This is a genomic window from Candidatus Poribacteria bacterium, from assembly GCA_009839745.1.
GTDB lineage: Bacteria > Poribacteria > WGA-4E > WGA-4E > WGA-3G > WGA-3G.
Genome location: VXPE01000066.1, coordinates 1 through 22,216 on the forward strand (window position 1 = coordinate 1; position 22,216 = coordinate 22,216).

Here is a 22,216-nt window from a genome sequence, read left to right on the forward strand (position 1 = left end):
CAGGGCGGGCATTCATCCCAAAGCTAAAGCATTGGGCTTTCTGCCCGAGTTTCTGTTCAGAAAGGACAATCTATAATTCGGAAAAAGATTTTGATAATTGCTATCGCAGCATTTTTAGTAATGGGATTTTTGCCGATATCGCTGGATATTGTATCTCCACCGGAAGCCGAAGCAGGCAAGTTCCACATTGAGTGCGATTGGATAATTGAGACCAACGCTATATACTTATTCTGTTGGTGGGAGACCCACGACCACTAATAGCAAAACCCAGTAGTACCCTGTATAGAAGGGCGATCTCATTCTTGATCGCCTTCCAATTATTATGGAGAAACAATGCGATTCGTTATTATTTTTAGCAGTCTCATTTGTCTATCCCTCTTCAATTCTGGATGTATAGGCAACCAGCAGAAAACCTCGAATCAAGAGCAGACACCTATAGCTGGTGAACAAAACGCTACCGCTACTGAAGAATTGATAGATTCCGGAGAAAAATCATCCTCCAAAGATAGTCAAGTAGAAAATAACCCCCCCGAAACCCCTCAACAAGGAAACGTATCTATCGATCCCACGGTAGATGAGGCGCAAGAGCATTACCTTGCTTTCTTTTCACTACTGAAAACAGATATAGAAGCAGCAGAGATAGAACTCTCAAAGTACGTAAAGATTCGTTTCGGAGCACATCCACTTGGTGACGAATGGGTCAAACTCTTTGTCCGCCTCGTCCGCAACCAAAAAGGAACCTTCGCGGATATACAACATGCCACCGAATGGCATGTTCAGATGCTTACAGATGTTAAGCCTGAAGAACGAACGCAAGCACACACCGAATTGCTCAAAAGTCTACAAGACGCTCTGGGAGGGCTGGAATCAATGGGTAAACTACTTGAAAGCCAGGGCAAAAATCTCGAAACTTATGAGATGCCGGGCAGGTTTGGTTCACCATAGCCAAGGTGCTCTGCTTCCTCATGAAAGGAGGGGAGAATGTACATTAAGATCTTAGGTATTGCCGCTATTCTCGTTATCTTCTTTTGCGTTGGTATCTTTTTTTTCACGCGCTGGGAGAATCAACATTTTGTGGGGGAACTCCCAGAGTTACCCAAAGTTGAAGATATCTCAGTTCCAGTTAAACAAAGGGAGTTGAAACTAAAAGAAGATCCAACACAGATGCCATCCGTAACAATAGTGGAACCTGAAATATTGGAAAATTCTTCCATAACCCCCGAAATACCCGATATCGAAACAGAAAGACAAGCGTTTCAAGAAACAGATACAACCGAGTTTGACTTGGCATTGGATCCACTTTCCCTTTCTACAGTAGAACTCCCGGAAGCGTTACCGGAATCCCCTGTTGAGGGAATCGACTGGGTAAAGATAAAGGCAGCCAGTCAAGACTACAATGACTTTCTTGACACCGATCCTGATTATGCTTATGATCGGCTTACGGACCGCTTTAAAGAGATGTTTGGAGACCGTCCTGAAATTGAAACATTGGTTGAAAATATTAGACGTTCAAATGAAGGTACCTTGACTGTTGATGACGCAATTACCATGACGGAAGCATCTATAAGTCTTCTACCAGCAGATGAGACTGAAGCGATAAGACAGCTATCGGAAAATCTTGAAGTCTTCCGAGAAATCAAGGCATTCCAAGAGGAAGGCGGGCATGTGAATATCGAATTCAACATCTCCGTGGGAGGAGAGTAAAACAAACGCTATCTCCACTTTCCTTGGATGCGGTATCTCTGCAGTGCTCTGTTTAACGCTTCTGTATCACGTCTACATGCTGTAGAGGTGCCTTTCAAACCTGCCCGACAGCGTGCCTATTCTTCAACAGGACTTACGCAAAAAGGGGATTTTCGACCGGTTAGAACGTGTAGAAACCTCCGTCACATCTGACTTCCGAGGTGGCACAAACTAAAGTTTATGCTACACTGCGGAAGTCCTATTCAACAGAAGACGTTGAAGGGTGGCGTGCCCCCTGGTACAAAGCGTTTCTGTACAGTGCTCAGATATTGAACCTACTGACTCTCCCGGTTGTTGTGGCAGTTTGTTGTTCGTTTTTTCGCCTTTTCCGCGAGAAAAATATCGGTCTCTATCTACTTTATGCCTGGGGGTTTGGGGTTTTACTCCCTTTTTCGCTCGCCACCACGAAAACGCCGAGTGCGACACTCATCAGTATGCCCGCGTTTCTATTGATACTCGGTGGCTTCATAGAGCGGACCACATACCACAAACCCAACGAGTCACACTACAGACGCGGGATTCGTGTTGCTTGGGCAACGCTGCTTGTGATCCTATGCATTGGAGAGGGTATTCAGGCTTGGCGGGTCACCCAAACTCACAATGAACATACGCTCTCTGAGATTGCGGCGTTTGCGGAGGAACACCTGCCGAAAAATGCCGTGCTTCTCACCGAAATTAATGTCCGGAAAAGAGAAGCCCACTACGACTATCTTCGTCTGATGTTTTTCACAGAACATACTGCGCGTCCCTACTATTTAAAAAGTGAATGGAAATCTCTCAGCCAACAGGTTCAAGAACACGGTGGCATTCCCTACGTTGTCACCTTTCGCGAGCTCGACTTACCTTTACTCTTCAAAAGCGAAGCAGATAAGCGGACAATATATTTGGCGGAACCCAGCGACTAACATACTATTAGGACATTTATAGCAGATTTTAGTAGGATTTGGACACCCTCAAAGAGGTTTCCCAAGGATCACCTTTAACGTCCCTTCACGTAGCACAGACTAACAGTCTATGCTACAATTCTCTCACATTCATCCGCACTAATTTAGCAATGAAGCCACGAGTGTCTCCATCGTTGGCACCGTCCCAACAGCTGGAAGTGAGGACTTCGCTGCCCACGTCTCGTATCCGCCTTCCTCTATCAATGCCTTATCCGTGCAGATGTAGCCGATATATCCATTCGCTAAGCTGACGAGAAATGTTGGATTTGCGTCGGATCTCGACTTGATATTCATGCCCGTCTCAACGAACACCTCCCCGGGCAATGCGACAATCGCTGCCTCACCCAGACGGATGACTTGAACGGGTGCGGTCATCTGTGCCGGTAACTTCGCCAACCGCTGGCATTCGCGGGCGTAGACATCAACCAGTGCGTTCGGTATCGGTTCTCCGACGACCCAACTAAACGGACCCGTTTCGTAGGCATCGTAAGTACCTTGCGGCACAGACAATACCTGTTCAGCAATTTTAAGGTCCTCAGCCGTAATCTCTTTACGTTGGAACGTCAGCGTGGCGAGATCGCCACTGAGATCAAGCGTTTCGTGCATCTCCATGAGTTGCTTCTCAACAATAAAATGTCCAGCGAGAACGTTCGCCATTTTCACCGCCTGCTGATGTCCGCTCGCTGTCCATTTCGTCCGTCCACTGAAGTCAGTATTGTTAATCTGCCCCGATGCGGCGTTCCAGAGAAGCGAGATGCATGTATCCCCGAGATAGTGTTGCATCAGTCGATCGAAGTGTCCAAAATAGTCTGCGGAGAGAGCATTACCGTTGTCTGTACCGATATAGTGGAGCGAAAAATTCGCAACCGCCGCGATCGGAGTCCCATCATCGGTAGCCTCAACGAACATCATCGCCACCTCCGGATCGATTGTCCCGGTCGGTTTCACCAGATCTGGGTGTTCGATACCGGGGTTAAAACGGACCGTCCCATCTCTCATGTGCCACCGCCGATTGAAGGTGATGCGTTCTTCATCAACACTGGCAAATCCTATCCGTGCCGGCTTGCGTCGCCACACTGCGAGTTCAACGGCATCGGCGATTTTCAGCGGCACCCACTCGGTATACTCGGTATCTTCATCAACACCCAGCAGATCGGCGATTGCGACAGCAGTATGTGTATGTGTGGCATTGATCATGACGTGTGCCGGTGGAATATCGCATCTATCGGCGATACGTGCTTTGGTGGCATCAGCGACTTTCTCTGGTATAGCGATGAGATCGCAAGTAACGATTGCGATACGTGTTGTTCCGTTATCAATGACGACTGCCTTGGCAAAAAGTTCATCGTCGACATTTTCAGCGTATCTCGGTCGGAAACCGCCCGGTATTCTCGTGCCGAGGGGCGGCGTGATATTCGTGCTGGCACTTCCTGCTTTAAGAGTTGTTGACATCGTGCGGGCTCCTCAAAAATTATGGAAACTGAGAAGAACTAATATTCACCTCACAGATGAGATCGCCCTGTAAGCGGAATGGGATATGCACACCTGTCTGCGTGAGGTAAAGTGCCTCCGGTGTAATGGTATCTATGGTGCCGCGCAAAACGACGTATGAACCGATCCGGCGTTCTGCAATGACCTCTGCTAACTTCTTGTGGAGTTCGGTGAACCGATCTTCTAATGGAAAGACAAGTTTATCTTCGACTGTTGCGCGGAGGTCTGGAAAGAAGCCCTCTCCGACGGTTTGTGCAATATCCAAGAGCAGACTTCGTGTCGTTAGTGTATAGTCGAATTCATTAACAGAAACGGACATCGCCGTCGCGTCATACACGGGCGTTCCGAGCAGATAGAGTTGTCCCTCCGCGCCTAATGAGGGCATACTGAATGCAATCCCTGCGGCGAGCTGGGTGCCGCTGCCGTAGAGGGTCAAATTTTTAACAAGTGTATCAATCCCTTTGAGCTTGTGAGATTTTTCAACATGGGGCTTGGCAAAGTCTTCAACAGCAATGTAGGTTATTTCAATCGGTGCCATGATATGATAGCCGGATTCAAGGGTATCCACGAACCGAATGTCTGGCAAGTCGGCGGTCGTAGTATCGGGAGCACCCGTTAATGCATCTCCCATATTCGCTTGAATATAGGTTTCTATGCCGAGACTGCACGAGAGCATTTTCCCGTCACTCGACAACTGCTGCGCGAGGATTCCCAGCGGCTCTATGGTGAGCGCGATTCGCGGGTCTCGATTGATAACTATCGGCTCGTGAAGTTTTGTCCATAAACCGGCGACGCGAGTCTTTATGTCTATGTGAGTGATGTATTTGACGATGAGGTTCTCTAATTTAGGAAGGACTGCCTCCCGCACCAATTCGGTAAGAATCCGACGCACTGAAATTGTGATGCCCAAAATCTTTATTTCGGCTTTCTGGATGGAAATATCAGAGGTCGTTTTGGCAGTCATACGCCAATCCGAGTTAAGTGTTGGGGTAAGGGTGAGTGAGGCGGTCGCGGTTCCTTCAATATCTTCACGTTTCTGGACGACCTGCCCGAAGATTTTTTTTGAAACGCGTGCCCACCCGCTGAACTGGAACGGAACGTTTACGGATATAGTCCCGTCTGACGATCCCGCCATCGTGAGAGGGTCAATATCCAGTTTAATCGCGTATGTAATCGCGCCATCTTTTCGCTGGATGGGTTTGCTGAGATAGTCTCTGAGCGCAGATTCTGCTAACGTTTTAACATCCTGTATGGGCAAATTCGCCTTTACAGCAATGACTGAAGGGATCGGGGGTGGCAAGGGAGCAGGTGCAACTTCCCGCGGCGGGGCGGGTGCTTGGATGGTGAGATCGGAACCGCGCGGCATGGGGAAAAACAACATAACGCAGATTAACACGACGCCAATGGAAACCACACCCACAATTAGTTGTATTCGCATCTGCTTCGTCATGATTGCAACCTTGGAATACCGCTTGAGATTTCGTGTTCTCGGTCAATACGAAATGGATAAATGTCAAAACCGGTCTTACCAGTCTGGACGAGTTCGCTCAGAATGCGTCCGACGAGGGCACAAAACTTGAAGCCGTGCCCTGAAAAACCTGCCGCAATCAGCAGATCGGGACAGTGCGGGTGTGCGTCAATGATAAAGTCTTCGTCTGGCGTTTCAGTATAAAGGCAGACCTCGGTATGCGTGGTTTTCCCAAGTTCTGGGAGGCGTTCTTGGACGTAAGCATCTATATGAGCAATGTAATCTGCATCAGGCGTGCGTTCGGGTGTATCAGGGGAGATGATCTGTCCTCTTCCGTGCCGTGCAATTTTCACCCCACCCCGTTTATCAAAAGCACCAAAAGCCGGAATGGCATAGATGAATTCCCCATCAGGGGTCACTTCTGTAAAGACAGGAAACCGGTCTGGCTGGAAACGTTCGCTGTCTATGGGCTGATAGTAGCACACCTGTTGTTTTGTAACCGTGAGCGGGAGATTCAATTCCGCGAGTAGGGTCGCAGCCCATGCCCCCGCTGTCACGATGACTTTCCTACCATGAAATTGGGTGTTTTCGGTCCGAACAGTTAGCACATCTGTCTGCCAATTGATGTCGGTTACCTGGGTCTCCTCCCGGATTTCCGCACCGTGTTGTTCTGCCAACCGCAAGTGAGTGGAGACACACTCGGCGGCACGGAGAAAACCCGTGTCCTTCTGATAAAGGATCTCCATATCATCCGTCAATCGGAATTGCGGAAAACGTTCTGCTAACTGTGCCCCATCCCACCACTCGGATTCAACGCCTGCGGCATCTAAGCTTTGCCGTGTCGCGCGTCCATACAGGTTTCCCTTTGCGCCGATACCTACACTCCCTGTGATAAACAGCAGCGGTTTCCCCGATACCGATTCGAGGTCGCGCCATTCCGCGTAGGCGGTTTTCATCAGCTCGGTGTAAAAGGGTTTATCGTAGAAAAACCGGATAATACGGGTTTCACCGTGCGAACTGCCGAACCTGTGTCCACGCTGAAACTGTTCTAAGACAAGCACGTCTACGCCAGATTTAGCGAGATGGTATGCGGTTGCACTCCCCATTCCACCGGCACCAACAATAATGGTATCGTATATACGAGATTGCATTTTTTTAGAGTTTTAATAGTTGTCAGTATGGGTTGCTAAGCACCCCTTTCAGTTGTCGGTTACAAGAGGGCTTTATAAACGAAACCCCTTAACCGATAACTGACGCCCGAAAACTATTAAAATGGATTTGGGACAGTCGTGAAATTCTGGTATCGGTCTTCGCCGCGCAGTAGAATCGGTTTCCAAGGACGTTTCAGCGAATTCTCTTCTGCCTGCCGCACCGATGGATCAATGTAGCGAACCGTCAAGCCACACCTCCGACGCGTGGAATGGTTCGGTAGGCTACCGTGAATCATCTGCCCGTGGTGGATGGACATCTCACCGGCTTTTAGGACCAAATCTACGGCGGTTTCTGCCTCCGCTTCCGTGACCGGAACCTCCTGATTGATGCTCAGTAGGTTGCCTGCCTGTTGAGACTTCCCGTGTTCCTTGATCCCTGGTTGATGGCTTCCAGGGATTACCTGCATGCAGCCGTTCCCTGTATCGCTGTCGTCTATGGCATACCAAGCGGTGATTGCGTCTGGCGGTTCAAGTCCCCAATACGTCACGTCTTGGTGCCACGCCACGAATTTGTCGCGGGGACCGTATTTGCAGAAGAAATGCGTGGCTAACAGCATCACATCGGGACCGATAAGTGCCTCGATGACATCTACGATTTTTGGATGTGTTGCGATTTCCCAGATAAATTGGTAGTCGAAATGCCAATCAACAAGACCGATTTCACATTTCTCTGCCCCGACTTCTGCTTCCAGTGCGTCATAGGCTTGCCGATGGCGCGTTGCTTCAACTTCATCGGAAATACGAATACCGGTCAAGAATCCGTCTGTTCGGTAATTCTCAGCGAATTTTTTAATTATACCTTGCGGTTCGGTAAAGGGGGTTTGTGTATTCATGGTTACCTCCGTATATCTGAAGAAACGCCCAAGCAAAAACCCCTCCGCTTCGCTTTAGGTGTATAGTTTACTCGTGTGACAGTTGCCAACGCTTTGTCCGCCATAAACCGTTCTTAACCGAAAACTGATAACCGATAACTAATATCCCATATTGAGTGTTTGGCAGATTTTCTTAGCACCGGTAAGTTGGGGTTGCAATTCGAATGCCATTTTCAAAACGGTTCGCGCTTCTGGGAACCGATCAATTTCAACGTAGAATTCCGCAATTTTTTTGTACATCCATGCGGTCTCGCGTTTCGAGAGTTTTAGTTCACGGATTTTCGTCAACGGAATTGGATGTGTTTGGTTGTATCCCTCAACACTGAAATGATAGAGATAGATGAATTTGAGGCGGTCTTTGACTTCTCGGATGAAGTGCCTGAAACAGGGACGCTTTGTTTCGGCAGACAAGAGAGATTCATAAATTAACATTGCCTGCTCAATTTTGTAGGAGCGATCTCGGTCGCCATTAGAAAATCCGAGTCTCTGGTATGCTTCGGCGACGAGAAACTCACAGTCCCGACTCTCTTCGTAGCTCAGGAAGTCGTCAATGCGCAATTGCTTTCCAATCTCCTGAGAGCGGTGCTGCAACTGCTCATACATAGAAACGCCGGTTTCATAATTGTGATGGAGCAACGCTTGCAACAGCAATTCCAACTTGGCGTAAGTCTGGTTGATTCTTTTCAGCCGGTCGAAATAGATTTCCTCGGACTTCTGCTGCCGTTCGATCGTTTGGAGGGTTCGATCATAGTCAGATTTCCGTTTTTTGTCTTGGAGCGTGTTATAGGCATTACAGACTTCGCGGAACATCTTCTCTGCAAAAGCAGTCCGCTCCGGATTTTTATCCGGATGATAACGTTTTGCGAGTTTCCGATAGGCACTCTTTATTTCGCGAGCGGTAGCATCCCGTTCGACCTCTAAGACTTGATAGTAATCTGGAATCTGCATCATGGATACGACATCTTTAATAGATACAGTATTATCATTCCATACATTTCAGAATTTGTCAAGGTTTTATCAAAAACGTTCTACAAAACATCGCGTAAGAAACGCGCAGTATGAGATTCCTGCACCGACGCAACTTCCTCTGGTGTCCCCATCGCAACGACTTCTCCGCCACCTTTACTGCCTTCCGGTCCCAAATCAACGATCCAATCGGCGGATTTGATGACGTCAATGTTATGTTCGACAGCGATAATCGTGTTGCCAGCATCAACGAGTCGGTTCAGCACTTTGAGAAGTTTTTGGATGTCGTCGAAATGGAGTCCGGTCGTGGGTTCATCCATGATATAGAGCGTTGAACCCGTTTGGCGACGTGCTAATTCTTTCGCAAGCTTGACTCGCTGTGCTTCACCGCCGGAGAGGGTTGTGGCTGCTTGTCCTAATTCAATGTATCCGAGACCGACATCTGCTAACATCTGGAGCGTCCGACAGATACGTGGGCTCTCGCTGAAGAATGTGAGTGCCTCATCTACTGTCATATTTAAGACTTCAGCGATATTTTTACCGTTGTAACGGATTTCAAGGGTCTCCATGCTATAACCGGTGCTATTACATGCCTCACACGGCATCCACACATCAGGGAGGAAATGCATCTCGACGCGAATGAAACGGTGTCCCTCACACACATGGCACTGTCCCTGTGCGAGGTTGAAACTGAACGTGCCCATACTATACCCACGCATCTTTGCGTCGTGTTGTTCAGCAAAGAGTTCACGGATTCTCGTGAACAGGTCGGTATACGTCGCTGGATTGGAACGCGGTGTTTCCCCGATCGCCTTCTGGTCCACATTGATGAGACGTTTGATATGACTCACACCGCGGATGCGTTCATATTCCGGTTGCCCATAGTCGTTATATATGGGTTCTCGGTTGCCATCGCCGAGATAATGGGTATAGGGACGGTCTTTCGGGTCACCGGTTTTGATAGAACGCCGACTTTCAAGTGCGGGTTTTAGGGTGCCTTCAACGAATGAACTCTTTCCGCACCCAGAAACACCGGTTACACAGGTGAGCGTTCCGAGTGGAATCTTGACATCAATGTTCTTCAGATTGTTCGTTTTTGCCCCAAATATTGCTAACTGTTTGCCTGTGCCTTTGCGTCGTTCTTTCGGAACAGGAATCCCCATTTCATTGGAAAGATAGGCGTGCGTCAAGGATTTTTCAATTTTACCTTGCGGGTCACGGGCTATCAGTTGTTGACTTGAGGTCGGACGAGGGGACCTTGCCTCTACGAAGGTATCTGGGGTCCCAATAGCGACAATCTCGCCACCTCCTTTGCCCGCTTGGGGACCGAAATCAATCACATGATCGGCGGCTAATATTGTATCGCGGTCGTGTTCAACAACAAGGACGCTGTTGCCGATATCGCGAAGTTCCTTGAGTGCAGCGATGAGGCGTTCTTGGTCGCGTGGGTGTAAACCGATGCTCGGTTCGTCCAGAATATAGGTTACCCCGGTGAGGCCGCTACCGAGTTGGCTCGCGAGTTGGATTCTGCGCATTTCGCCACCTGAGAGTGTCGGTGCCCCACGCTCTAAGGCGAGATAGCCGAGACCAATATCTTCCAAGAACTGAAGTCGCGTCCGAATTTGGTGTAGGACTTCGGCTTCAAATTCCGGTGACGTATGCATGTGAAGTGACGGATGTGTCGCTCTTGAGGTCGATACACCCTTCGTGCCCGGGAGATCCCCCTTACCGCCTCGCGCCTCATCGGCGATTTGGACGTCAATCTGTTTCAGACGTGCGTTGAAGAATTCAATAACCTCGGTAATTGACAATGCCATCAAGTCAGAGACGGTCACATCTTCAAATCTGACACAACTTGGAAAGGGCTTGAGTCGTGTCCCGTGGCACTGGTTGCACGTCATATAAGGTGGGTGCATGTTCCTTCCACGTCCATCACAGAAATCGCACGCTCCGACTTTGTTGTTAAAAGAGAAGTGTCGAGGGGTCAATTGTCCAAAGTTGTTGCCGCAAGAACGGCACATCGCATGTTCGCTAAGGAAATGCCGTCCTGTTGTTTGTCCGCCTTCTCTTTTCTCGATAAGCACGAACCCGCCACTTTGAAGGAGTGCCAACTCTACCGCTTCTGTAAAACGGCTTTTCTCTTCGTCTACAAGTTCGATGCGGTCAATAACGATAAAGACCTCATGGTGAATACCTCTACTGAGTTTTGGCACTTCATCAAGTCGGTGAATTTCGCCATCAATTTGGACGCGCACAAATCCGGCTCTTTGCAATCGACGAAACACATCGGCGTAATCCTCGTTCCCTTTCAAACCGAATGCCGATTCACCCGCATTGACATCAACGATTTTACCCCGTGAAACGCCTTCTTGACCTTCAGGAAGCAGCAAGAAATTCGTAAGCGGTGTGAGGACATCTACCCACTGTTCGCGGAGGATTCCAAAAACCTGTTCCGTTATTTCTTCCGCCGTCTGTGGCTGGACCGCCACTTGGCAATCGGGACAGTAGGGTGTGCCCCATCGGGCGTAAAGCGTGCGGAGTCCATCGTGTATCTCCGTAATCGTTGCGACAGTGGATCTTGGGTTCTGCCCAGCGTTGGCGTGCGAAATCGCAATCGCGGGTGAGAGTCCCTCAATCTTTGAGACCTTGGGCTTTTCCATCTGTCCTATAAACTGACGGGCATAAGTGCTGAGCGTTTCGATATAGCGGCGCTGTCCTTCGGCATAAACCGTATCAAGTGCAAGCGAAGTCTTACCAGAGCCGCTCACCCCGGTCAATGCGGTCATTTTTCGGTGCGGAATGTCAATGTCAATATTTTTGAGATTATTTTCTGTAGCCCCACGCACAGCAATGTTTTCAATTTTTCCTTTCGGTTCGTTTAAGTGAATTGGGGGTTTCACGTTCCGTTCTGTATATCCGACTTCTGTACAGACGAGGTCCCCTCGCCCCTGCGCGTTTCGGGCTATGATTTCGTTAGAATCTGCCATTACACCCTGCGGTTCATTCGGGTTGGCAGAAGAACTGATATCAAAATCACCCCGGAGTGCCCGACCGGTATAAGATTCAGGCATCTCTGCGATCTGTTCAGGGGTGCCTACAGCAACGATAGTGCCGCCTCCCACGCCGCCCTCGGGTCCCAAATCAATGAGGTAATCTGCGGAATTGACGACTTCCAGATTATGCTCAACAACGACAACCGTGTTGCCATCATCTACGAGCCGATGCAGTATCGTCAACAGTTTATTTACATCGTCAAAGTGTAAACCGGTTGTGGGTTCATCAAGGATGTAGAGCGTTTTACCTGTGCCGCGTTTAGAGAGTTCCCGCGAGAGTTTGATGCGTTGTGCTTCACCGCCGGAAAGCGTGGGGGCAGGTTGTCCGAGTTTAATGTAATCCAAACCGACATCGTGGAGCAGTTTCAATCCCCTCGCGACCCTCGGAATATCGGCAAAATGCGCAAGCGCGGTGTCAATATCCATTTCAAGGACTTCAGAGATGTCTTTCCCCTTGTATTTAACGGTGAGGGTCTCGCTGTTGAAGCGTTTCCCTTCACACACCTCACACTCCACCCACACATCGGAGAGGAGTCCCATATCGACCTTCTTCGCGCCGTTACCGCTACACGCTTCACATCTGCCCCCAGCGACGTTGAAGCTAAACCGTCCGGGTTTATAGCCGCGCAATTTCGCCTCGGGCAACCCCGCATAGAGTGCGCGTATCGCATCGAAAACCTTTGTATAGGTCGCCGCGTTGGAACGGGGTGTTCGCCCGATAGGTGCCATGTCAATGTTGATAATTTTGTCAATGACCTCAGAGACAGGAACATTTTTTCCGTCAATGATGCCTCGAATATCGTCGTAATCCCCCGGCACAGTCTTTGCTTTCATGAGGTCGCGGGCGAGTGCGCTGTAGAGAATATCGTGAATTAAGGAGCTTTTCCCAGACCCACTCACGCCTGTTACACAACAGAGTGTCCCAACCGGTATTTTGGGGCTGATCCCTTGAAGATTGTTCTGGCGTGCGTTGCAGATTTGCACCCACTTATCTCCTATCGGACGACGGGATTCCGGCTGCACGATGACCTTATCGCCTCGGAGGTATTGCGCCGTGAGTGTATTGCTTTCCTTCATGAACTGTGCCGGTGTACCAATATCCGTTATGTTCCCTCCCTTAATACCCGCCCCGGGACCGAAATCGACAATCAGATCAGCCACCAACATGGTTGCCTCATCGTGTTCAACGACGATGACGGTGTTGCCCTGATCCCGCAAGTTTAAGAGTGTCATCAGCAAACCGGCATGGTCGCGTGGATGTAAACCGATGCTCGGTTCATCAAGGACGTAGGTGACATCACGTAATCCAGCCCCGACTTGGCTGGCGAGACGAATCCGTTGTGCTTCGCCACCGGAGAGTGTCGGTGCGGAACGAGCGAGGGTTAGGTATCCCAATCCGACATCCATAAGGAATCCGATCCGTCCTCGAATTTCTTTTAAGAGTTCCGATGCGATGAACGCCTCACGCTCTGGAAGTACCAACTCATCGAAGAATTTGGAGGCATCCTGAATGGACATTTCAAGAACGTCCGTAATGGAGGTATCGCCCATCGTTACGGCTTTTACCCACGGGTTCAGTCGGGTTCCGTCACAGGCCCTGCAGGACATTTTGACGAAATAATCGGGGTAGGTATCCTCATTGGTTTCATCACCTTCAAAGTGGTATTTCTGTTCTTCCGTTGGAATAATCCCGTGAAAATGGACACGATATTGCCGCCGTTGCTTTCGCCCTCTGTGTCTCCCCGTATTGGGGGGTGTAATCGTCAGAATATCGTCCCCGGTGCCGTAGAGGACGGCATGCTGTTGTTCCGGTGTGAGGTCTTTCCAAGGGGTCTCAATATCAAATCCGAGGTGTTTTGCGAGCGCTTCAGCGATCACTTTTTCCTTAGCGGTGTTTCGTGTATTAAGGGGTCCCCATAGGCTTATGGCACCTTGCATAATAGAGAGGGTATCATCCGAGACAATCAACCTTGGCAAGATGCCCATCTGCACACCTAACCCGCGACATTTCTCGCACATTCCATCGGGATTATTGAAAGAGAAGTGTCGAGGTTCCGGTTTCACAAAGCTGATCCGGCAATGGGCGCAGGTATAGTCTTCACTAAACAGCAGGTCATCTTCCTCTGACGTAAACGGAGAACCCATGCCTTCAGTGGGGACGACGTGAACAAGGAGACTTCCGTCCCCACGCATGAGTGCAGTCTCCACGGCTTGAGCGACGCGCGGTTCACTGCCGTCTTTGATAACAATCCGGTCGATGACCACATCGAGGTCGTGACGTTGATTGGGATTGAGGGTTAGTCCGGGTCGGAGTTCGTATATTTCACCGTCGATTCGCAATCTCGCGAAACCGGCTTTGCGTAAATCCTCAAGTTCTCTTTCGTGGGCCCCGCGGGACCCTCTGAGGATCGGGGCTAAGATGATAAGTCTGGTGCGCTCTGGGTAGTCAAGCAAAGCCTGCACGATATCTGCGGCAGTTTGTGAACCGACTTCACGTCCACATTCGGGACAGTGGAATTGTCCGACGCGCGCATAGAGCACACGGAGATAGTCATAGATTTCGGTTACGGTTGCTACCGTGGAACGCGGGTTATGTCCTGTTGATCCCTGATCAATGGCAATCGAAGGAGATAATCCAACAATCTCGTCCACATCCGGCTTGCCGAGCTGCCCTAAAAACTGCCGGGCATACGCCGATAAAGACTCAATGTATCGGCGTTGTCCTTCGGCGTAAACGGTATCAATTGCCATTGAAGACTTACCTGAACCGCTCACGCCTGTAAAGACGATGAGTTTGTCTTTTGGGAGTTGGATATCAATATTTCTGAGATTGTGCTCGCGGGCACCCTGTACAAAAATCGACTCTTCTGTCATCTTTTTAACTATTTGGCTCCTGGTCTGCCTTCCACTTCGTTTCAGGCAGGTTTTTGGTTAATTCTTGACTGGGTTGGAGGCGATTAAGGCTTTTAACCAGAAAAACGCAGTTAAATATTTGCGAAACCGCCTAACTCTTTGAGTTTGCGCGGGTCTTTTCGCCAATTGGCTTTAACTGTTACGTAGATTTCTAAAAAGACGCGGGTGTCTAAGAATTTCTCAATGTCGATTCGTGCGAGTTCACCGACCCGTTTAATCAACTTGCCCCCCTTACCGATGATAATTTGCTTTTGTGTCTGCCGTTCTGCGTAAACGATGGCTCGGATATAGATGATTTCATCCGACTTTTTCGTTTGGCGTCTTTCAAACTCCTCAACAATGACAGCGGAGGCGTAAGGGATTTCCCGTTGCGTCATGAGCATAATCTTTTCACGAACGGTTTCGGCGATGAAAAAGCGTTCAGGCAGGTCGCTGAGTTGGTCCTCTGGAAAATAGCGGGGTCCGAGGGGTAGGTACGTTTCAATCTCCTCAAGCAGGCGCGGCACCCCATCGGAAGTCAATGCGGAGATGGGGATGATATGTGCGAACGCATATCTCTGATTGTAGTCTTCAAACATCGGGAGTAAGGTTGGCTTTGCGACGAGATCTACTTTATTGAGAACCAAAATAACTGTTGCGTTGACACGCTTGAGACGTCTGAGGATCGTATCTTCGATCTCAGGATCTGGGCGGGCGACATCAATCACAAAAAGGACAACATCGGCGTCTCCTAAAGCCCCGTATGCGGTTTTGACCATTTCACTTTGTAAGCGGTACTTGGGGTTCATCAGACCGGGCGTATCAACAAAGATAATTTGATGGGCATCGGTGGTGACAATCCCACGAATTTGATTCCGAGTCGTTTGTGGTTTCGGGGTGACGATAGCGAGTTTCTGCCCTAAAATGGTATTGAGCAGGGTGGATTTACCGACGTTAGGTGCACCGATAATGCTAACGTACCCGGATTTGAAGTTTTGATTTTCGTCCATAATTTTTGAAGATAGATGGATGTTGTGATATGTATGGGTCGTGGAATGTGCTGATGTAGGATCTGAACACGCCTCAGCGAAAATCCGATTTCTCACACCAATAAACTTAACATATATTATACCAAATCGGGCAACCAAAATCAAGGAAAAGTTTTAGGAATTTAGTGATGCATTCTGCTCTTCGATTTGATGCAATGCCTCGCTGACGTAGCGGCGGACCCATTCGCTCTCAGTGGCATCTGCCAATGCGTTAAGCGCAGAAATGGCTTGTGGATTACCGATTCTGCCTAAAGCGACGACAGCAGCGGAACAGACGGCTCTGTCGGTGTCCCAGATGCTGCTCATGAGTGCCTCTATGATCTGGACAGGCGGATTTGAAACTCTCTCTTCGTCAAGACCTAATTCGCCGAGGGCAACAACAGCGGCACATCGCATGTCAGCTTCCTCGTCTTGCAGAAATGGGATAAGCACGTCAATCGCGCGTGGGTCTCGGATATGTCCAAGGGAAGAAATAGCGAAACGGCGAACGGTTGAATTGTTATCACTTAAGGCGTTGATGAGCGGCGCGACGGCGTGAACATCGCCGACACCGCCTAATCCTTCAGCGGCATAAGCACGCATTTCGGAAGATTCCGATTGCAGTTTTCGGAGCAACACGCGGGTCGGAAAATATCGCCAATTCCTGACAGGACCATCTCGATGTGAGAACCACGTGATGAACTTGCGGAGCTTTTGCTGCAGGGACAAATTTGCAGCAGCGTTCACAGTTTCGCGTGCCATGGTGCCACCTCGCTTGCTATCTTTTTGACTACGCGACAAAATTATACCATATATCACGGTTAGATAGCAAGTTGTTTGTGGAAATCTCTCGAAAAATCTCCAGAAGTCCGGCGTTGTTCTGGGTATCTAAAGATCCTCAAGATTCTTAAAGCTTGATGCCCAATTCACTTGCGATAGTATACACATCCTTGTCCCCACGACCTGAAAGACAGACAGCGATGATCTTGTCTTTACCGAGTTTAGGTGCGAGCTCACGCAGATAGGCAATCGCATGTGCGGATTCCAATGCCGGGATGATGCCCTCTGTCTCGGATAACAATCGGAATCCTTCTATCGCCTCTGCATCGGTAACAGGGACGTATTCCGCTCTACCGGTCTCACGATAATAACTGTGTTCCGGTCCGACACCCGGGTAATCTAACCCTGCGGAGATGGAATGTGCGGGGGTTATCTGACCGTCATCCTCTTGCAATAGATAGCACTTCGCACCGTGAAAGACGCCGACACTGCCAGCCGTGAGAGGTGCGGCGTGCCGCCCACTTCGGATGCTTTCGCCTGCGGCTTCCACACCGATCAGCCGAACGGATTCATCAGCGTAGAAGGGATAGAACATGCCGAGTGAATTGCTCCCACCCCCGACACAGGCGACGACACAATCCGGGAGTGTGCCTTCTTGCTCTAAAATCTGTGATCTCGCTTCGTCGCCGATGACGGATTGGAAGTCTCGGACGATCATCGGATAAGGGTGCGCGCCGACAACTGATCCGAGAAGTAGATACGTGTTTCGGACGTTCGTGACCCAATCGCGGAAGCAGGCGTTGATCGCATCTTTGAGAGTCCGCGACCCCGAGTTCACCGGTACGACCTTTGTCCCCATGAGTTGCATGCGGAAAACATTGAGTGCTTGCCGTTCTATGTCTTCCTCACCCATATAGACTTCGCATTCCATACCGAACTTCGCGGCGACAGTGGCTGTTGCGACCCCGTGTTGTCCTGCGCCGGTTTCAGCGATGATGCGCTTTTTGCCCATCCAGCGAGCGAGGAGGATTTGACCGATCGCGCTGTTAATTTTGTGTGCCCCTGTATGGTTGAGGTCTTCGCGTTTGAGATATATTTTTGCGCCACCAAGTGTTTCTGTTAAATGCTCGGCGTAATAGAGTGGGTTTGGCCGTCCGACATATTCACGGAGGTAGTACTGAAATTCTTGTTGGAAGTCGTGATTGTCTTTGAGTTTCAGGTATGCTTCTTCAAGTTCTAAAAGGGCAGGCATGAGCGTTTCGGGGACGTATCTACCCCCGAATTGTCCGAAATGCCCTGTTGCGTCAGGAAGTTTTTTAATTTTTCCTTGCGGTTCGTTTGGGTGGACCTGGGATTTCATACTTTTAATTTTTCCTTGCGGTTCGTTTGGGTGGACCTGGGATTTCATATTCATCTCCGTATATCCGCCTGCGCCGTTGTTGCAGGCTACAATTTTGTTTTAATTTCATTAATCCTCAAACATCGTTTAAAAATTTGCGCGGAGGTTTGATTGTTCCAGAACCGATGGGTTGACGACGGATTCTGGTAGTTTGCCGGTTAGTACTTCCACGACACACGTGGCGGCAGCAATCTCTAAGTCAAAGATCGATTCCTCTGATATAAAAGCAGCGTGCGGTGTAACGACGACGTTGTCAAGCGTCAGCAGTTCTTCGGTCTGTTCAGGTGGTTCCGTTGCCAATACGTCTACGCCTGCCCCGGCGATTTCAGCGGTGCAGATCGCAGTGGTGAGTGCATCGGTGTCTACAATACCGCCACGCGCAGTATTAATCAGATACGCCGTCGGTTTCATCGCCCGAAATTCCGCCTCGCCAAACATCCCCTGCGTTTCCGGTGTCAGTGGTGCGTGGATAGTGATGAAATCGGAGGTCGCGAGGAGTTCTGAAAACGAAACCTTTTGTGCGCCGTGCTGTTGAATCAATTCGGGATCGGTCCGTGGGGAACATACGTTGATTGTAAATCCGAACGCTTTCGCCTTCGGCACAATTGACCGCGCAATCCGTCCGAATCCGATGACCCCGAGCGTTTTCCCTCGAATTCTGCGCATCGAGGGTCCGATGTTCTGCTCCCATGTGCCTCCCTTGACCGCCCGATCAAAACGCGAAATTTTTCTGGCACACGCCAGCAGCAACCCCATGGCGTGGTCGGATACCTCGTCGATACAATACGCAGGGACATTGGTCACAATGATACCGTGTTCCGTAGCGGCTTCCACATCAATGTTGTCAAGTCCGATCCCACAACGTCCGATAATCTGACAATTTTCAGCGGCGGCAATAACAGGCGCGCGAACAGGTTTCCAGCAGGTGAGGATGCCGTCGATGGTTGGCGCGAGGGGTAGGAGTTCTGCCTCATCGCCAGTCTCCGCGGCGATGAGTTCCGCCCCGATCTCGGCAAGGACTTGTCGTTCAGGTTCTATGGAGGGCCAAGCGTAATCGGTGATGAGGATTTTCCAACTGTTTTGCATTTTTTAATCCTACCTTGCGGAAGAACGACACGGACTTGAACCCGTGACGCGTCTTTCTTAAATCCGCCCTCTACTGCGTTACGGGCTACGGTCTCGCAAGAAGGCACAATTTTTCTCTCTGCGACAAGATCGAAAAACGTGTCTATAAGAAGACCTTGCCGGGGTTCATTAAGTTTAGGGGATCCAAAGCGTGTTTGATAGCACGCATTAAATCGATTGCTGATCCGTGTTCCTTTTGTAATGCCTGTCTTTTGCCGATACCGACACCGTGTTCACCGGTGCAAGTGCCTCCCATTTCTAAAGCGACATCTACAATCCGATGGCTGAGGCGTTGCGCCTCTGCCAATTCATCGGCGTTATCCGCTTCAAGCGGGAAGACGACATGAAAATTCCCATCTCCAACGTGTCCGAGGAGCGACGGGTCAAGGCTCGATTCAGCGAGGAGTGCTTTCGTTTTGGCGATGCATTCGGCGAGTTCAGATATCGGGACACAAACATCAGTGACGTAACCGACGGAACCGGGACGGCGGTTTAAAGCGGCATAGTAGCTATCGTATCGGGCTTGCCAGAGGCGTTTGCGTTCGTTTTCGTCTGTTGCCCATCGGAAATCCCCACTTCCATGCGCTGCTGCGATAGTTCCAGCGATCTCTGAACTCTCTGCGACGGTGTGCTTGGAACCGTGAAACTCAAAGAAGAGCGTGGGTGCGACTTGGTATGCTAACCCGGCGTATGTGTTGACGGCATCCATCTGGCGTTCATCTAAAAGCTCAATACGGGCAATACTCACCCCTGCCCCCATGAGCGCGATAACGGTGTCCACTGCTGCAGTTACGGTTGGGAACGCGCAAACAGCAGATGCCACGGCTTCCGGTAACCGTGTCAACTTGAGCGTGATTTCCGTGATGATCCCGAGTGTGCCTTCAGAACCGATGAAAAGACGCGTGAGATCGTAGCCTGCAGCAGACTTCCGCGCCCTGGTCCCCGTCCGGACGATGGATCCATCGGCAGTGACAACGGTCAAACCGAGGATATTATCGAGCATCGTGCCGTATCGGACAGCACTGGTGCCGGAGGCGCGCGTGGCTGCCATCCCCCCCAATGAGGCATCCGCCCCCGGATCGACGGAAAAGTGGAGTTGTGTGCCGATCTCTGCGAGATGTGTGTTCAATTGCAGGCGCGTTACACCGGCTTGGACGGTGGCATCTCTATCGTCTTGGCTGACGCGGAGGATGCGGTTCATATCGTTCAGCGCGATGCAGAGCGCGCCTTCAGTTGTGACGACAGCCCCTTCAACGCCGGTCCCTGTTCCGTAAGGGACTATCGGCATCTTATATTTTGCACAGATTTTGACGATTTCGGCGACTTCGGCATTGGTTTTCGGGAAAGCGACGGCATCCGGGAGCGCGCCTCGGTGATAGGAGGCATCGCGAGCGTGTGCGTCTCGGACGGCACTATCTGTGCTGAAGCGTGTTCCGAGAAGCGTATAGAGTTCTTTATGGGAATGCTTTAGGTCTTGTTGATTCATGTTATCGGTATTTTAGCACAATTTGGACGTGATGGCAAGGGAAAAGTGTTAGGCATCTTTGCTCTCCGTGTGTTTTTGTAATTGGCGGGTCTCTTTTCTGAGTTGGTCGGTCAAGGTTTTCTGGGTGCCTTGAAGAGCTTCGACTTCTTGGGGTGTGATATCGACGGGTTGCTCTTGTTGGTTGACGGCGTTGCATGCGGCGATAGTTTTGAGGATCTGGGCGGCTTGGGTGATGTATTTGAGGTCGCGTGTGTCGATTGCGAGTTCCTTTGTGAGCCCGTATAGAAATTCCAATTCAAGGATAAGGTTTGCTGGGAGGCTGAGACTGGCAGTGCGGTAACTGGCGAGATATTGTTCGCGGGCTTCGTTGAAGAGGGTTCGATATTTCTGTGGGAACTGGGGGTGTGTGATGTTGAGTCTGCGGAAGTTATTTGCGAACTTTCCCTTGAGCCTCTCATTGTAGCGATTGATCTGTGCGATGATTATGTCCCAGTCTACATAGACCTTCCTTCTTTGTTGGATGCCCTTTTTTGTTGTTATGATTTTATACAAATCCCGTTGATAGATGTTAGAGCGGGAGTTTTTTAGGTAATGCTCTTCTGTAAAGCGTGCCTTTTCCCGTAAGATTTCTTCTACAACTTCTTTTTGCAGTCTATCTGCGTGGTCTTCGAGGAAGACTTTGACGATATGGGGTGCGAAAGCGATCATAAAGTTTTCGAGAATCTCACCGGGTTTCATAAAACAGGCGTATCCCTTAACGACAAATTCTTTGTGTTCTTCTTGGAGTTTCATGGCAATTTCTCCTTAAAATGTTACGTTTTTATAACATTTTTAAATTGGTATTTCTGTGCGGGTTTTCGGTTGAGATACCAGTGGTAGCGTGGGTTCTTGGGTGTTTCTCGGTTGCAATTCTGTGTGTAGAAAAAAATAATTTGGTGAAAAGTGTAACATTTTACTAATGGTTGATAAATTACTTTACGAAGAATCTGCGTGAGTTCTATGCAGACGTTATGCGAAGGTCCGAGAACTCACTTTGTTCGTTAGTTTCGTATCATTGAAATATATAACCCAAGTTGCCAGTTTGTAGCATAACCTGTTAGGTTGTGCATCTCAGGGGCACACTGAAACTTTACACTACCAGGACTTACGCAAATGGATCAAATATCGGACATTTGGACACAAAAAAGCAGCATTTATCATCTTTTTAACCCCCTAAATCCCCCTTATCAGGGGGACTTTAAGAAGTAGTGCGTAAGTCCTAACTACAAAAAACACGCAGACTGACAGTCTACGCTACAAAACGCCTACGAATCATGACCTATTTCAATGAAAAACGTTATCTGTATGCTTAAAACCTCGTAAGTCGCAACTTGGGTTATATACGTTATTAATTCAGGTTTAGATTATATATGATAACATATTTAGTTTAGAAATGCAAAGTTATTTTTTTTCAACGTGATATGTGTTTCTATATAGATGCTGATCTTTGGGAAACCCAGTTGGAAAACGCGACACGGTAACCTGGAACAGGTGGAATCGAAAATCGCTCCTATAATGGAGTGGAGTCGATATCCGAATCTTGGAAGATTGGTTGGAGATAGGTGGGGTCATCAGTCCGGAAAAGGATATGCCATTCTTCTGCAAATTCCTGTCTCTCTATACCTTCTCTGCGACGGAGAACTTGAAAATCAGTTTTTGAGATGATTAGGACTTACGCAATAATGTTTGACATAACCTCATAGAAGGGGTAATATGTTC

15 protein-coding genes are annotated in these 22,216 nt (G+C 49.4%); 3 read left to right on the plus strand and 12 right to left on the minus strand.

Features of this window, described 5'->3' with window-relative positions; genetic code table 11:
- The first annotated feature begins 333 nt into the window (after positions 1–333).
- The 3 genes from F4X88_10760 to F4X88_10770 all read left to right on the plus strand — a co-directional run bounded on the left by F4X88_10760 (position 334) and on the right by F4X88_10770 (position 2,648).
- Positions 334–945 (plus strand): hypothetical protein, encoded by a 612-nt coding sequence (locus F4X88_10760; protein MYA56767.1) that lies wholly within the window; start codon positions 334–336, stop codon positions 943–945.
- 36 nt (positions 946–981) lie between these two features.
- A complete protein-coding gene (locus F4X88_10765; protein ID MYA56768.1) occupies positions 982–1,704 on the plus strand; it encodes a hypothetical protein in 723 nt (240 codons plus the stop codon).
- A 200-nt stretch (positions 1,705–1,904) separates the two neighbouring features.
- On the plus strand, positions 1,905–2,648 hold the full coding sequence (locus F4X88_10770; protein MYA56769.1) for a hypothetical protein: 744 nt from the start codon (positions 1,905–1,907) through the stop codon (positions 2,646–2,648).
- 138 nt (positions 2,649–2,786) lie between these two features.
- On the opposite strand, the gene F4X88_10775 is transcribed toward F4X88_10770, so the two are convergent.
- From F4X88_10775 to F4X88_10830, 12 genes are all read right to left on the minus strand, one after another.
- Positions 2,787–4,139 (minus strand): hypothetical protein, encoded by a 1,353-nt coding sequence (locus F4X88_10775; GenBank protein ID MYA56770.1) that lies wholly within the window; start codon positions 4,137–4,139, stop codon positions 2,787–2,789.
- Positions 4,140–4,158: 19 nt separating this feature from the next.
- Positions 4,159–5,628, minus strand: a complete 1,470-nt coding sequence (locus F4X88_10780; GenBank protein MYA56771.1) for a DUF4403 family protein — start codon at positions 5,626–5,628, stop codon at positions 4,159–4,161.
- Complete coding sequence (gene solA, locus F4X88_10785; protein ID MYA56772.1) at positions 5,625–6,797, minus strand: N-methyl-L-tryptophan oxidase; 1,173 nt, start codon at positions 6,795–6,797, stop codon at positions 5,625–5,627. The genes F4X88_10780 and solA overlap by 4 nt, the downstream gene beginning before the upstream one ends.
- Before the next feature lie 116 nt (positions 6,798–6,913).
- Complete coding sequence (locus tag F4X88_10790; protein MYA56773.1) at positions 6,914–7,690, minus strand: phytanoyl-CoA dioxygenase; 777 nt, start codon at positions 7,688–7,690, stop codon at positions 6,914–6,916.
- A gap of 138 nt (positions 7,691–7,828) precedes the next feature.
- Complete coding sequence (locus F4X88_10795) at positions 7,829–8,680, minus strand: J domain-containing protein (GenBank protein ID MYA56774.1); 852 nt, start codon at positions 8,678–8,680, stop codon at positions 7,829–7,831.
- A gap of 77 nt (positions 8,681–8,757) precedes the next feature.
- Positions 8,758–14,622 carry an excinuclease ABC subunit UvrA gene (uvrA, locus tag F4X88_10800; GenBank protein MYA56775.1) on the minus strand — a complete coding sequence of 1,955 codons (5,865 nt, stop codon included), beginning with the start codon at positions 14,620–14,622 and terminating at the stop codon, positions 8,758–8,760.
- Positions 14,623–14,732: 110 nt separating this feature from the next.
- Entirely contained in the window at positions 14,733–15,650 is a 918-nt protein-coding gene (locus F4X88_10805) for a GTPase Era (GenBank protein ID MYA56776.1), read from the minus strand.
- 153 nt (positions 15,651–15,803) lie between these two features.
- Entirely contained in the window at positions 15,804–16,430 is a 627-nt protein-coding gene (locus F4X88_10810; protein MYA56777.1) for a HEAT repeat domain-containing protein, read from the minus strand.
- 145 nt (positions 16,431–16,575) lie between these two features.
- Positions 16,576–17,808, minus strand: a complete 1,233-nt coding sequence (trpB, locus tag F4X88_10815; GenBank protein ID MYA56778.1) for a tryptophan synthase subunit beta — start codon at positions 17,806–17,808, stop codon at positions 16,576–16,578.
- Positions 17,809–17,934: 126 nt separating this feature from the next.
- Entirely contained in the window at positions 17,935–18,933 is a 999-nt protein-coding gene (locus F4X88_10820; GenBank protein MYA56779.1) for a C-terminal binding protein, read from the minus strand.
- A 142-nt stretch (positions 18,934–19,075) separates the two neighbouring features.
- Positions 19,076–20,458, minus strand: coding sequence for an FAD-binding protein (locus F4X88_10825; GenBank protein MYA56780.1), 1,383 nt, complete (start codon positions 20,456–20,458; stop codon positions 19,076–19,078).
- Positions 20,459–20,506: 48 nt separating this feature from the next.
- Positions 20,507–21,250, minus strand: coding sequence for a hypothetical protein (locus tag F4X88_10830; GenBank protein ID MYA56781.1), 744 nt, complete (start codon positions 21,248–21,250; stop codon positions 20,507–20,509).
- Between the last annotated feature and the right edge of the window lie 966 nt (positions 21,251–22,216).